The sequence below is a fragment of the Sphingopyxis sp. LARHCG72 genome (assembly GCF_052871675.1).
The window spans coordinates 55,892-68,835 of the sequence record NZ_JBIXJU010000010.1 but is presented as its reverse complement, the minus strand read 5'-3'; the positions used below and the strand labels follow the sequence as shown (position 1 = coordinate 68,835).

The window sequence follows — 12,944 nt, the reverse complement described above, 5'->3', positions numbered from 1 at the left end:
AAAAGGCAGGAGCTTGGCAAGCAAAGCCTGCTAGGGAAAATCGATGAATCGCCTTTCCGAATCTCTCTCCGCCTGCGCCCGCAAACTCGAAAAGCTGCACGCACAGCACAATGCCGACGCCGGCGTCATCCTGGTCCAGGTCGACCAGATGGCGCGGATCAACAACAGCGCGGGGGTCGCGACGGGCGATTCGGTGCTCGACGAGATCGGACGGCGGCTCGAAAATTTCGCCAGCGACGAATTCGGCCAGGGGTCGTGCGTCGACCGCCTCGACGGGCCGCGCTTCCTGATCGTGCCGTCGACGCCGATGTCGCTCGGCGCGCTGCGTGCGCAGGAACGCGCGCTGCACGTCGCGCTTGCCGAGCCCATCGTCGGTGACCCGAACGGCCGGCTGTCGATCCGCATCGCGGCGGCGCTGATCACCCGCGACGAGTCGGTCGCCGAACAGCTCCGCGCGGCGGGCGACCAACTCGCGCGCCCTGCGTCGGCACGCGACGGGGCGATGGTCCACGCCGCGCTGTCGGCGGGCGAGGTCGTGATCCACTATCAACCGCAATATGATGTCGGCACCGGCGAGATGACCGGGGTCGAGGCGCTGCTGCGCTGGCAGCATCCCGAACTCGGGCTGCTCGGTGCGGGGCCGCTGGTCACCGCGGCGCGCGCCGCACGGCTTGAATGCGAACTCACCGAACATGCGCACCGCGTCGCGCTCGCCGAAATGGCAACCTGGCCGAAGGCATTGGCAAAGCTGCGCGTGTCGCTCAACATCACTGCCGCCGATCTGGGCGATCCCGAATTCGCCGGGCGTTTCGCGGGCATGGCCAAGGCGGCGAGGGTCGATCCCGACCGGTTGACGCTCGAGCTGACCGAACAGGCGATGCTGAGCGACCCGGCGAGCGCCGCCGACCAGCTGGCGCAAATCCGCGCGCTCGGCGTCGCGGTCGCGATCGACGATTTCGGCACCGGCTATTCCAGCCTGTCGCTCCTCGCGCGGCTGCCGATCGACTATCTGAAGATCGACAGTGGCTTTACCCGCACGATCGACGGCAGCGACCGCGATCGCATCGTCGTGCGCGCGATCGTCGACCTCGCCCGCGCGCTGGGCCTGCTCGTGGTCGCCGAGGGGATCGAGAATGAGCGGCAGCTCGCGCGCCTGTCCGAACTCGGCGTCGCGACCTGGCAGGGATTCCTGAAATCGGGGCCGGTGCCGTCGGACCAGCTACTCGGATTGATGGACGCGTAGAAACGTCCCCCGGGACCGGGCGGGCGCGATTGGCAATAATCCCCGAATTCTTCAAGATGCGGTTGAGCGAATGAAGGCAGCCGCCTAAGGGCCTCGGCCATCACCAGTCGAAAGGATATCTCATGCGCCCTTCAGGCCGCGCGCCCGACCAGATGCGTCCCATCGCCATCGAAACCGAATATACCATCCACGCCGAGGGCAGCGTGCTCGTCAGCTTCGGCAACACCAAGGTGCTCGTCACCGCGAGCGTCGACGAGAAGGTGCCGCCCTTCCTGCGCGGCAAGGGGCAGGGCTGGGTGACGGCCGAATATGGCATGCTGCCCCGCGCGACGCACACGCGCGGCAGCCGCGAAGCGGCGAAGGGCAAGCAGTCGGGACGCACGCAGGAAATCCAGCGGCTTATCGGCCGTTCCTTGCGCGCCGTCGTCGACATGAAGAAGCTCGGCGAGCGCCAGATCATCATCGACTGCGACGTGATCCAGGCCGACGGCGGCACGCGTACCGCCTCGATCTCGGGTGCGTGGGTCGCGCTGCGCCTCGCGGTCGACAAGCTGCTCGCGGCAAAGACGATCGCCGAGGATCCGATCGAGGACAAGGTCGGTGCGATCTCGTGCGGTATTTATCAAGGCACGCCGGTGCTCGACCTCGACTATGACGAGGATTCGGTCGCCGAGGCCGACGGCAATTTCGTGCTGACCGGCAAGGGTCAGATCGTCGAAGTGCAGGCGAGCGCCGAGGGCGCGACCTATGACGAGGAAGGCCTGCTCCGCCTGCTCCGCCTCGCGCGCATCGGCTGCGGCGAGATTTTCGCGGCGCAGGACAAGGCGACGGGACGCTGACATGACGCGGAGGCTCGCCCCCGGCAAGCTCGTGATCGCCAGCCACAATGCGGGCAAGGTGCGCGAAATCCGCGCGCTGCTCGAACCCTTCGGGGTCGAGCCCGTGTCGGCGGGCGACCTCGGGCTTCCCGAGCCCGAGGAGACGGGCACGAGCTTTCGCGAGAATGCGCTGCTGAAGGCGCATGCGAGCGCGTCGGCTTCGGGACTGCCCGCGCTCGCCGACGACAGCGGCCTCGAAGTCGCGGCGCTCTCGGGCCGCCCGGGCGTCTACACCGCCGACTGGGCCGAACGGCAATGGTTCGAAGGCAATCCGGGGCGCGACTGGTATATGGCGATGGGCAAGGTCGAAGGCCTGCTCGCCGAGCAGGGCGCCGACGTCGACCGCAGCGCGCGCTTCATCTGCACGCTCGCACTCGCCTGGCCGGACGGCCATGCCGATGTCTACGAAGGTGTTGCCGAGGGCAGCCTGACTTGGCCGCCGCGCGGCAAGCTCGGTTTCGGTTATGATCCGGTCTTTATTCCAGTCGGTAACACGCTGACATATGCGGAAATCGATCCGGCGGAAAAGCATGCGATCAGCCACCGGGCCGATGCGTTTGCGAAGCTGGTGGCGGGGGCTTTTTAGCCCAGTCCCAAATGGACCGACGAGCGGCGGGCACATCGGTAGAATTGGGTCGCACGGTGCCAACCCATTTCGCGTTTTCCGATTTCGACATAGGCACAATAGCGCCGATCCTCCGAGCGGAATTCATAGGAGGCGACGATGGTTTCAGATGAGTCATGCGTTGCGGCGAGCGTGAAGCTCAGCGCCCTCAGCTCGCTAATTTTCGTGTCGTCCTCGATCAAGCAGCCTTCGCCCGACTGATCGAGGCAATGCTGGAGGATTTTTCTGGCCATGTCGGGATCAGGCGAGGCCGGACGCGTATACCAATATGCGACCGCCATTGCTGCGATCATGCCCAAGGCCGTTGTTATCCATCTTTTCGAGGGCATGGCATTTCATGGTTCAGGTAAAGCATCGGTGCAAGCTGACATTTCCCCACGATTGACTATATCGCCCCGCATGGCCGAACCGCTTGCCCTTTATGTCCATTGGCCATTTTGCGTGTCGAAATGCCCTTATTGCGACTTCAACAGCCATGTGCGTGAAAGCGTCGATCAGGCGGTGTGGCGCGAGGCGTTGCTCGCTGACTTGCGGCACGAGGCGGCGCTGCTGCCGGGCCGCACGGTCGGGTCGATCTTTTTCGGCGGCGGCACGCCCAGCCTGATGCCGCCCGCGACCGTCGCGGCGGTGATTGCGGCGGCCGAGGCCGAATGGGGCCTGACCGACGATGTCGAGGTCACGCTGGAGGCGAACCCGAATTCGGTCGAGGTCGCCAATTTTGCCGACCTCGCCGCCGCCGGGGTCAACCGCGTTTCGATCGGCGTCCAGAGCTTCGATTCCGAAGTGCTTGAATTCCTTGGCCGCGCGCACAGCGAGGATGAGGCGCGCCGCGCGATCGCCACCGCACAGGAGCATTTCGCGCGCGTCAGCTTCGACCTGATTTATGCGCGGCCGGGTCAGTCGGTCGGCGCTTGGGAAGGCGAGCTGGCGGGGGCGCTCGCCTTCGGCACCAGCCATCTCTCGCTCTACCAGCTCACGATCGAACCCGGCACGCGCTTCGCGACGCTCGCCGCGAAGGGCGACCTCACCATTCCCGACGGCGATGCGGCCGCCGACCTGTTCGACGCGACGCAGGCGATGACGCGCGCTGCGGGGCTGCCGCGCTACGAAGTGTCGAACCACGCGCGCATCGGGCAGGAGAGCCGCCACAATCTCGCTTACTGGCGCTACGCCGATTATGCGGGGGTTGGTCCCGGCGCGCATGGAAGGCGGCTGGGGCAGGCGACCGAGCGGCACAAGAAGCCCGAGAATTTCGTCGCGGCGGTGACACGCAACGGCCACGGGTTAAAGGTCGAGAGCGATCTGCCGGCGCACGAACGCGCGACCGAGGCGATGCTGATGGGGCTGCGACTGACCGAAGGGATCGACCTCGCGCGGATCGAGGCACGCAGCGGGTTGCCGCACGCAGCGTTCGTCGATGTCGGGGCGGTGGCGCGGCTGACCGGGCAGGGGCTGATGCGGCGGGACGGCGATTGGCTCGCCGTCACCGGCGACGGCATCCTCCTCCTCGACTCGATCCTTTCCGAGGTCGTGCGGACCGGCTAGACTCGCGCCGAAGCGAGGCCGATTTGAGCGACATGTTGATCCGCGACTGGGATGCCCATCTGGCGCACGAGAAGCGCCGGTCGGAGCACACGCGCCGCGCCTATATCGCCACCGCGACACGCTTCTACGCTTTCCTGTCGCGGCATCGCGGCGGCGCGGTCGATGCGCATATGCTGGCGGCGCTGACCCCGAACGACCTGCGCGCCTATCTGGCCGAGCGGCGCGCCGAGGGGCTGGGCAATGCGTCGGCGGCGCGGGAGCTTTCGGCGCTGCGCACCTTCCTGCGCTTCGTCGGCGGATCGAACGCGAGCGTGCCGCAGATGCGCGGACCGCGCGTCAAAAAGGGCCTGCCGCGTCCGGTTTCGCCCGCTGAGGCGCTCGCGCTGGTGCAGGATGTCGAGGATCATGCGCGCGAGGGCTGGGTCGGCGCGCGCGACTTTGCGCTGCTGTTGCTGCTCTATGGCGCGGGATTGCGCATCGGCGAGGCGCTGGGCCTGACCGGCGCGGTGCTGCCGCTTGGCGAGACGCTGCGCGTGACCGGTAAGCGGAACAAGACGCGCATCGTCCCGATCCTGCCCGCGGTTGCTGCCGCGGTGTCGCGCTATGTCGAGGCTTGTCCCTGGCCGATCGCGAAGGAAACGCCGCTGTTTCTCGGCGCGCGCGGCGGGCCGCTGCAACCCGGTGTCGTGCGCGCGAGCGTGCGCGCGGCGCGGCGCGCGCTGGGCTTGCCCGAACGCACGACCCCGCATGCGCTGCGCCACAGTTTCGCGACGCATTTGCTCGCGGGCGGCGCGGATCTTCGCAGTTTGCAGGAATTGCTCGGCCATGCGAGCCTCGCCTCGACGCAGGTCTATACCGCGGTCGATGCGGCGCATCTGCTCGACATCTACCGGAGCGCGCACCCGCGCGCTTAGGGCAGGGCCTAGTCGGCCTGTTTCGGCTTCCAGGTGATGATGCGATAGATATAGACGACGACGAGCGAGCCGATCGCCACCAGCGCGACGGGACCGACGAAGGCGTCGAGGTTCGCGAACTGCCCCCCGAACCAGTTGCCCGCGCCCGCGAGCGCCGCGATCCAGATCGTCGAGCCGGCGGCGGTCCAGAGCAGGAATTTCGCCTGGTTCATCTTCACCATGCCCGCGGGCAGCGACACCATCGTGCGTGCGACGGGCATGAAGCGCGCGACGAAGACGATCGCGGGGCCATATTTCAGGAAGAAATTGTGCATCCGCTCGACCTCGCCCCAGTCGAGCGTCAGCCAGCGGCCGTGGCGGTCGATGAAAGGTTTGAGCCGTTCATAGCCGATCCAGCGACCGACGCCGTACCAGATCCAGTTACCCGCTGTCGTCCCCGCGACGGCAACCGCGACGAGCGTCCAGAAATCGAAATGGCCCTTGGAAACGGCGATGCCGCCGAGCCCCATGATCACTTCGGACGGGATCGGCGGGAACACATTTTCGAGGAACATGAGGATGAAAATCCCCACATAGCCCCAGCTCTGGATCAGGTTCAGGATGAAATCGGTCATGCGGGGGCAACGCGCGGAAACGTCAGCCGATCCGGCGGACGATCGCGTCCCAGATCATGCCCGCCGTATCGCTGTTGTTGAAACGGTCGATCGCGACGATCCCCGTGGGCGAAGTGACGTTGATTTCGGTCAGCCATTCGCCGCCGATCACGTCGATGCCGACAAAGACCAGCCCGCGTTCGCGAAGCTGCGGCCCCAGGACGTCACAAATCTCCTGCTCGCGCGGGGTGAGTTCGGCCGCCTCGGCATAACCGCCGACCGCGAGGTTCGACCGGAATTCGCCTTCGCCGGGCTTGCGGTTGATCGCGCCCGCGACCTCGCCGTCGACGAGCACGATGCGCTTGTCGCCCTTCGACACGCTGGGCAGGAATTGCTGGACCATGAAGGGTTCGGGCCAGACCTGCCCGAACAGCTCGACGAGCGCGCCCAAATTGCTGCCGTCGGCATCGATCTTGAACACAGCCTTGCCGCCATTGCCGTGGAGCGGCTTGATCACGACGGCACCATGGCGCGCCTGGAAATCCTTCACGGCGTCGAGATCGCGTGTCACCATCGTCGGCGGCATGAACTCGGCGAAGTCGAGCACGAAGACCTTTTCGGGCGCGTTGCGTACGGAAACCGGATCGTTGACGACCAATGTCTCGCCCGCGAGCCGTTCGAGCAGCCAGGTGCCGGTGAGATAGCCGAGGTCGAAGGGCGGGTCCTGCCGCATCAGCACGACATCGATATCGCGGCCGAGGTCGAGCACCACCTCGTCGCCGAATTTATAATGGGCGCCGGCCTCGCGCTGTGCCTCGAGGATGCGGTGCGCCTTCGTCGTCAGCCGCCCGGCCTCCCACGTCAGGCCGCGGACGTCATAGTGATAGAGCTCGTACCCGCGCTCGAGCGCCTTCAGGATCAGCGCGAAACTGCTGTCGCCCCCGATGTTGATATTGTCCATCGGGTCCATTTGTACCGCGGCGCGCAGGGTCATTCGATCTTCCTCAGGGTTGCCAGACGTGGACCAGATGGCGTGGCAGGCGCTTTGGTGCAAGGAGCATCACGTCGATCCTTATGTCGTCGCGCGGGCCGGCGAAGCGCGGGCGCAGCATTTCGGCAGCCGCGGCGACGCGGCGCAGCCGATAATGGTCGATCGCGAGGTCGAGGTCGGCGGCGCGGTCGCGCCATTTGACCTCGATAAAGGCGACGGTGCGGCCGCGCCGCGCGACGAGGTCGACCTCGCCGACGGGAACGCGGAGCCGCTCGCCGAGGATGCGCCAGCCGTGGAGGCGCAGCCACCAGGCGGCGCGGCGCTCGGCCTTGCGTCCGCGCGCCTCGGCGGCAGCGCGGTTCAAGCCTGCTCTTTCAGCGTCAGCGCGCGCGCGTACACGTCGTGGCGGTCGAGCCCGAAACGTTTCGCGACCGCCTTCGCCGCCTGCGCAACGGGCTTGTCGGCCATCGCCTCGCGCAGCGCCGCATCGAGCGTATCGTCGTCGGCCTCTTCGGCGGCCGCTTCGCCGGGCGGGCCGACGATCACGACGATCTCGCCCTTCGGCGGCGCGTCGGCATAGCGCGCGGCGAGTTCGGTCAGCGTGCCGGTGACGCATTCCTCGAACATCTTGCTGATCTCGCGCGCGACCGCCGCCTCGCGGTCGCCGAGCCCTTCGGCCATCGCTGCGAGCGACGCCGACAGCCGCGGCCCGCTTTCGTAGAAGACCAGCGTGGCGCGCAGGGCTGCGAATTCGGCGAGCGTGTCGGCGCGCGCTTTCGCCTTGTTGGGCAGGAAGCCCGCGAACAGGAAACGATCGCTCGGCAGCCCCGATAAAGTGATCGCGGCGATCGCGGCGCACGGGCCGGGCAGGGTGGTGACGTGGCGCCCCGCGTCGCGCGCGTCGCGCACCAGCTTGTATCCGGGGTCCGAAATCAGCGGCGTGCCGGCATCCGACACCAAAACGACAATTTCGCTCTCCATGCGCGCAACCAGCGCGGCGCGGGTGCGTTCGTCGCTATGATCATGATAGGGGGTCATCGGCACACGCAAACCCAGGTGCGACAGCAGTTTCGCGGTCACGCGCGTATCCTCTGCGGCGATCACGCCGGCGGAGGCGAGCGTTTTGGCGGCACGCGGAGTGATGTCGCCAAGGTTGCCGATGGGCGTCGCGACGATATAGAGACCGGGCAAGGGAGAATCTGAGATGTTCGAATCTGGCATGACGCCGAAAATGGCAGAAACTGCCGACCAGCGCCAAAATAAAGCATCGCCGCGCCGTCAGATGTTGCGCGGCCTTGGGGCGGTGGCAATGGCGGGGCTGCTTGCGGCGTGTCAGGTCGTTCCGAAGAGCAATGGCCCGGCGACCCCGCCGCCGCCGACGAATCCCGACGACAATGTCGGCCCCGGCCTGCCCACCGACACCGATCGCCACCGCGTCGCGCTGCTCGTGCCGCAGACCGGTCCGAACGCCGACGTCGGCACCGCGATCGCCAATGCGACGACGCTGGCGCTGCTCGATTCGCGCACCGAGCGCGTCCGTATCACCACCTATGATACCGCGCTCGGCGCCGCCGCGGCGGCGCGGCAGGCGGTCGCCGACGGCAACAAGCTGATTCTCGGCCCCTTGCTCAGCGAAGATGTCACCGCGGTCGCGCCGGTCGCGCGCGAGGCGAAGGTGCCGGTGCTGAGCTTCTCGAACGACAGCAGCGTCGCGGGCAACGGCGTTTTCATCATGGGCTTCGTCCCCGGCCAGTCGGTCGAGCGCGTCGTCGCCTTTTCGCGATCGAAAGGTCATCAGCGCTTCGGCGCGCTCGTGCCCAAGAATGTCTATGGCGACCGCTCGGCCGCCGCGTTCCGCGCCGCGGTCGCCGAAGCGGGCGGCACGCTCGTCGCGGTCGAAAGCTATGATCGGAGCGCGACGGCGCTCACCGGCGCGGCGCGGCGGATTGCCAACGCCGGCGCGATGGACGCGGTGCTGATCGCCGACAGCGGCGGCAACGCCATTCGCGCGGTGCCGGTGATCAAGGGCACGGGCAGCAAGCAGATCCTCGGCACCGAACTCTGGAACACCGACGCCGCGCTCGGCAGCAGCGCGGTGATGCGCGGATCGTGGTTCGCCAGCGTCTCCGACGGTCTCTATGGCCAGCTCGCGACCAAATATCGCACTCGTTTCGGCAAGGCGCCGTACCGCCTTGCCAGCCTCGGCTATGATTCGGTGCTGCTGACGGTGCGGATCGCGCGCGACTGGAAGCCGGGCACCAATTTCCCGGCGAATCGCCTGCTCGCGGCCGACGGTTTCGGCGGCATCGACGGCATCTTCCGTTTCAGCAATCGCGGCATCGCCGAGCGCGCGCTCGAAGTCAGCGAAATCGGCGCCGGCGGTTTCCGCGTCGTCGATCCCGCGCCGACGAAATGGTAGCCGTCCGCCGACAGTGGCAGACCAGCCACAGTCGGTCCGAAAAGCGCTAAAAGGTGCACGGGGCGGTCTTTACGACGGCTCCGTGATCACTATATGACCGTCACGCGTGTTTTTGCGTCGATGCTGCACGCCTTTTTTAAACGACCCAGGAGATACAGCTATACCACCGCCCATGACCCGTCGCCCAATGGCACCGATGCCGCCGAAAAACGGCCCGCGTTACAATGAATTCATCTCCTCTCCGAAGGTCCGCGTGATCGACGAGGAAGGCGAAAATCTGGGCGTAATGCTGACGGCCGAAGCGATCGAGCAGGCGGCCGAGGTGGGTCTCGACCTGGTGGAAGTGTCTCCGAACGCCGATCCGCCGGTGTGCAAGTTCCTCGACGTCGGCAAGTTCAAGTATGAGGCGCAGAAAAAGGCGAACCTCGCGCGCAAGAGCCAGAAGACGCAGGAAATCAAAGAGATCAAGATGCGTCCGAACATCGACGATCATGATTTCGACGTGAAGATGAAGAAGGTCTTCGACTTCCTCGGCGAAGGCGACAAGGTCAAGATGACCATGCGCTTCCGCGGCCGCGAGATGAGCCACACCCAGCTTGGTCTCAACGTGCTGCAGCGCGTCGCCGAACTGACGTCGGAAATCGCGAAGGTCGAGGCGCATCCCCGCACCGAAGGCCGTCAGATGCTGATGGTGATTGCGCCGAAATAAGCGCGACCGGCTCAGCCGATACGAAATGTGAGGGCGGTCGTTCCAGCGGGACGGCCGCCCTTTTCGTATCGGCGCTCGATCATTTTGACGTCGCCTCCGGGCGACACTGCGACGAGCGTCGAGGCGCGCGTGCCATAGACGTCGCCGCGCAGGAACAGCGCGGGATCGTCTTCGGCCATCAGCGTGTCGAGCAGGCCCTCGGGGTCGCTGCCGGCCGCGACGGTCGCTTCGAGGGCAAGGCGCAGCCGCTCGGCGCGCGGGCAGGGCGCGTCGACGGGTTCATTGGCGAGTGCATGGATGCCGGGGGCGAGCGGCATGATCAGCGGGACGGGGCGGTTGGTCAGCAGCCGCGCCTTGCTGCCGTCCACCGCGAACAGGTTGAACGCGTTGAAGCGCGGCAGGTCGTCGGCCGTGGGGTCGGCAAATCGTCCTTCGCCGCGCAGCAGGTCCGATACCAGCGCGCCGCGCGACTCCTTCGCGGGATCGGGCATTGCGCCGCGGACATTGGTGACGACGACGACGCGTCCGCTCGGGCGATGCACCCCCAGCCACGTCCCGCCCGCCTGCATGTCGCGGCCTGCGACGATCCTGCTGCCGTCGTCCCATGCGGCGAGCGGCGCGGCGGGGCGCGCGTGGAACTCGTCGCGATTGCCGATGAGGATGAGCGGCCAGTCGGGATGGACCTGGTGGGCAAGGGCGACGACGCACATGCCGACGCATATCGGGGTTCGCCGCGCGCTTGCCAAGCCTTCGTGGCAACGCGAAGCGTCCTGAGGAGCTGTATTGCGGGTCTAAATCACCACGTTGCTGGCGACGGCAAAGGATGATAGTTTCGCCCCATCTTTCTGGAGGGGGAGACGAATATGACCGAAGCGCAAAAAACGCCGTGGCATTTGTGGGCCGTCGGTATCCTGTCGTTCCTGTGGCACTGCATTCCGGTTTCCGACTATGTCGGCTTCAAGACCAAGGCGGCCTGGTATCTCGAAAGCTCAGGCCTGAAGCCCGAGCAGATTGCGTGGGTCGACGCCTATCCGGTTTGGGCCGATATCGGCTGGGCGCTCGGCGTCTGGGGTGCGATGGCCGGTACCTTGCTGCTGCTGCTCCGTAACCGACACGCGGTCACCGCCTTTCTCGTCTCGCTGATCGGCTTGGCACTGATGAGCCTTTATCAGGTCGGGATGCAGGCGGCGCAATATCAGGCGCTGTTCGGGGAGGGCGTCTTGATGTTCCTGGGCGTGATCTGGGTCATTGCCATCGCGCTCTATTTCTACGCGCGCGCGATGAAGGCGAAGGGTGTGCTGCGATAAGCGCGTCCGTATTGGGGTGGGGAGCGGACGTTTCCTTATCCGTCATCCCGGCGAAGGTCGGTTCTCACCCTATCGGATTTACGCACCGGCGAGATCCCGGCCTTCGCCGGGGTAGCGGTCGCTAACGGACGCTCCTAGCGCGCGCGAATGAAGGCCCGCACATCGGCCGACAATTTATGCCGGTCCTCGTCGCGGATATACATCATGTGGCCCGCGCCATAATAAGTGTAGTGGATGCGGTCCTGCGGGATGCCGGTGCGCGACAGCGCATATTCGGCGGCGAAAAAGGGCGTCGCGAAATCATACCAGCCCTGTGCGACGAGTATCTTCAGCCCTGAATTTTCGCGCAGCGCCTGGCCGAGATAGGGCGCGACGTTGAGGTACGCGTTGGTGTCGCGCCCGCCAAGGCGCCAGTCCCATTGCCCGCCGATCCGGCCGATCGACTGATATTCGCGGTCGGTCTTGAACCCCAGCCCGTCGCGGCTCCAGCTGTTGATCGCCGCGGTATAGCTTGCGTCGATGCCATAGAAGCTCGGGTCGTTGTCGGGGCCTTCGCCCGCGCTGTCATAATCCTTGCCGGTGTAGCGGCTGTCGAGGCGGCCGACGGTCAGCCCGCGGTCGCGCAGCAACTCCTTGTAGAAACGGTTCGGCGTGACGCGCAGGTCGGCGCTTTCGAGATAGGTTTCGGAGAGGCCCGTGAAGCGCGCCAGCTCGCGGCGGATCGCGGCGCGCTCCTCACCCTGCAGCTTCTGGCCCTTGAGCAGCGCGGTCGCATAGGGGCCGATCGCCCACTGCCGCGCTTCCTCGGCAAAGGCTTCGGGCGACGAAGCCGTCGCCTTGCCGTGATAGAGTGCGGTCACCGCCATCGAGGGCAGGTTGGTGATCGGCGACAACTCGTTGCCCGGCGTATCGGCGCCCGCGGCGAAATCGAGCACGGTCGAAATGAGGATGATGCCGTTGAGCGCGACGTCGTTGTACGTCTCGTTCATCAGCTGGTTGGCGACCGCGGCCGAACGCGTCGTGCCATAGCTTTCGCCGCCGAGATATTTGGGGCTGTTCCAGCGGCCATTGTCGTTGAGCCAGCGGCGGATCACTTCGGCGACGAGTTTCGCATCCTGCGTCACCCCGTAATAATCCTCGGGCTTCGCCTTGCCGATCAGGTGCGAGAAGCCGGTCCCCGGCGGGTCGATGAACACGACATCGGTGACGTCGAGCAGCGCATCGGGGTTGTCGACGATCGGATACGGCGGAGCGCCGTCGTCGACGCCGGTGCCGGGGATCGCGACGCGCTTCGGCCCGAAGGCTCCCATCATCAGCCACACCGTGCCCGACCCCGGGCCGCCGTTGAACAGGAAGGTCACCGGCCGGCCGGGGTCGCGCGGTTCCTTGACATAGGAGGTGGTGACGACCGCTACTTCGGGTACGCCGTCCTTGTTCTTGATGATCGTCTCGCCGATCGTCGCGGCATAGTTGATGCGCTGGCCGCCGAAGGTGCCGCTGAGCTTGGTGGTACGAACCTGCGGCTCATAGTCGGCGGGCTTTTCGGCCTTTGCCTTCGCTGCGCTGGCGTCGTCGGCCTTGTCCTGCGCATGAAGCGCGGCGGGCGCGGTAAAGGCAAGCGCCAAGGCGATAAACGACAGACCCGATTTCATAGATATATCTCCCCGGTTTGGGGGCGACCCTATGCAGCGCGCGCCGGAGCGGCAAGGCTGCTTGTCGG

15 protein-coding genes are annotated in these 12,944 nt (G+C 66.2%); 8 read left to right on the top strand and 7 right to left on the bottom strand.

Annotated features, from left to right (window positions below):
- Positions 1-43 precede the first annotated feature (43 nt).
- From ACIPPQ_RS19175 to rdgB, 3 genes are all read left to right on the top strand, one after another.
- On the top strand, positions 44-1,243 hold the full coding sequence (locus ACIPPQ_RS19175; protein ID WP_446545650.1) for a GGDEF domain-containing phosphodiesterase: 1,200 nt from the start codon (positions 44-46) through the stop codon (positions 1,241-1,243).
- 122 nt (positions 1,244-1,365) lie between these two features.
- A complete protein-coding gene (rph, locus tag ACIPPQ_RS19170) occupies positions 1,366-2,082 on the top strand; it encodes a ribonuclease PH (RefSeq protein ID WP_446545649.1) in 717 nt (238 codons plus the stop codon).
- Between the two features lies 1 nt (position 2,083).
- On the top strand, positions 2,084-2,707 hold the full coding sequence (gene rdgB / locus ACIPPQ_RS19165; RefSeq protein WP_446545648.1) for an RdgB/HAM1 family non-canonical purine NTP pyrophosphatase: 624 nt from the start codon (positions 2,084-2,086) through the stop codon (positions 2,705-2,707).
- On the opposite strand, the gene ACIPPQ_RS19160 is transcribed toward rdgB, so the two are convergent.
- A complete protein-coding gene (locus ACIPPQ_RS19160; RefSeq protein ID WP_446545647.1) occupies positions 2,704-3,027 on the bottom strand; it encodes a hypothetical protein in 324 nt (107 codons plus the stop codon). The genes rdgB and ACIPPQ_RS19160 overlap by 4 nt on opposite strands.
- A 118-nt stretch (positions 3,028-3,145) precedes the next feature.
- Here ACIPPQ_RS19160 and hemW point away from each other — a divergent pair, with 118 nt between their 5' ends.
- Together hemW and ACIPPQ_RS19150 are read left to right on the top strand one after the other, a co-directional pair.
- Complete coding sequence (hemW, locus tag ACIPPQ_RS19155; protein WP_446545646.1) at positions 3,146-4,291, top strand: radical SAM family heme chaperone HemW; 1,146 nt, start codon at positions 3,146-3,148, stop codon at positions 4,289-4,291.
- A gap of 32 nt (positions 4,292-4,323) precedes the next feature.
- A complete protein-coding gene (locus ACIPPQ_RS19150) occupies positions 4,324-5,205 on the top strand; it encodes a tyrosine recombinase XerC (protein WP_446545706.1) in 882 nt (293 codons plus the stop codon).
- An 8-nt stretch (positions 5,206-5,213) separates the two neighbouring features.
- Here ACIPPQ_RS19150 and ACIPPQ_RS19145 read toward each other — a convergent pair whose 3' ends face one another.
- From ACIPPQ_RS19145 to rsmI, 4 genes are read right to left on the bottom strand one after another with little or no spacing between them, the layout of a single operon-like run.
- Entirely contained in the window at positions 5,214-5,819 is a 606-nt protein-coding gene (locus ACIPPQ_RS19145; protein WP_446545645.1) for a DedA family protein, read from the bottom strand.
- A 22-nt stretch (positions 5,820-5,841) separates the two neighbouring features.
- A complete protein-coding gene (gshB, locus tag ACIPPQ_RS19140; RefSeq protein WP_446545644.1) occupies positions 5,842-6,792 on the bottom strand; it encodes a glutathione synthase in 951 nt (316 codons plus the stop codon).
- A 10-nt stretch (positions 6,793-6,802) separates the two neighbouring features.
- Positions 6,803-7,153, bottom strand: a complete 351-nt coding sequence (locus ACIPPQ_RS19135; protein ID WP_446545643.1) for a YraN family protein — start codon at positions 7,151-7,153, stop codon at positions 6,803-6,805.
- Positions 7,150-8,010 (bottom strand): 16S rRNA (cytidine(1402)-2'-O)-methyltransferase, encoded by an 861-nt coding sequence (gene rsmI / locus ACIPPQ_RS19130; RefSeq protein ID WP_446545642.1) that lies wholly within the window; start codon positions 8,008-8,010, stop codon positions 7,150-7,152. The genes ACIPPQ_RS19135 and rsmI overlap by 4 nt, the downstream gene beginning before the upstream one ends.
- 61 nt (positions 8,011-8,071) lie before the next feature.
- On the opposite strand from rsmI, the gene ACIPPQ_RS19125 reads away from it, so the two are divergent.
- On the top strand, positions 8,072-9,208 hold the full coding sequence (locus tag ACIPPQ_RS19125; RefSeq protein WP_414713261.1) for a penicillin-binding protein activator: 1,137 nt from the start codon (positions 8,072-8,074) through the stop codon (positions 9,206-9,208).
- A gap of 172 nt (positions 9,209-9,380) precedes the next feature.
- Positions 9,381-9,917, top strand: coding sequence for a translation initiation factor IF-3 (infC, locus tag ACIPPQ_RS19120; RefSeq protein WP_446545641.1), 537 nt, complete (start codon positions 9,381-9,383; stop codon positions 9,915-9,917).
- A gap of 11 nt (positions 9,918-9,928) precedes the next feature.
- Here the strand turns inward: infC and ACIPPQ_RS19115 are convergent, their stop codons facing one another.
- Complete coding sequence (locus ACIPPQ_RS19115) at positions 9,929-10,627, bottom strand: NRDE family protein (RefSeq protein ID WP_446545640.1); 699 nt, start codon at positions 10,625-10,627, stop codon at positions 9,929-9,931.
- A gap of 153 nt (positions 10,628-10,780) precedes the next feature.
- On the opposite strand from ACIPPQ_RS19115, the gene ACIPPQ_RS19110 reads away from it, so the two are divergent.
- Positions 10,781-11,224, top strand: a complete 444-nt coding sequence (locus ACIPPQ_RS19110) for a hypothetical protein (RefSeq protein ID WP_446545639.1) — start codon at positions 10,781-10,783, stop codon at positions 11,222-11,224.
- Between the two features lie 134 nt (positions 11,225-11,358).
- Here the strand turns inward: ACIPPQ_RS19110 and ACIPPQ_RS19105 are convergent, their stop codons facing one another.
- On the bottom strand, positions 11,359-12,876 hold the full coding sequence (locus ACIPPQ_RS19105; RefSeq protein ID WP_446545638.1) for a S10 family peptidase: 1,518 nt from the start codon (positions 12,874-12,876) through the stop codon (positions 11,359-11,361).
- Between the last annotated feature and the right edge of the window lie 68 nt (positions 12,877-12,944).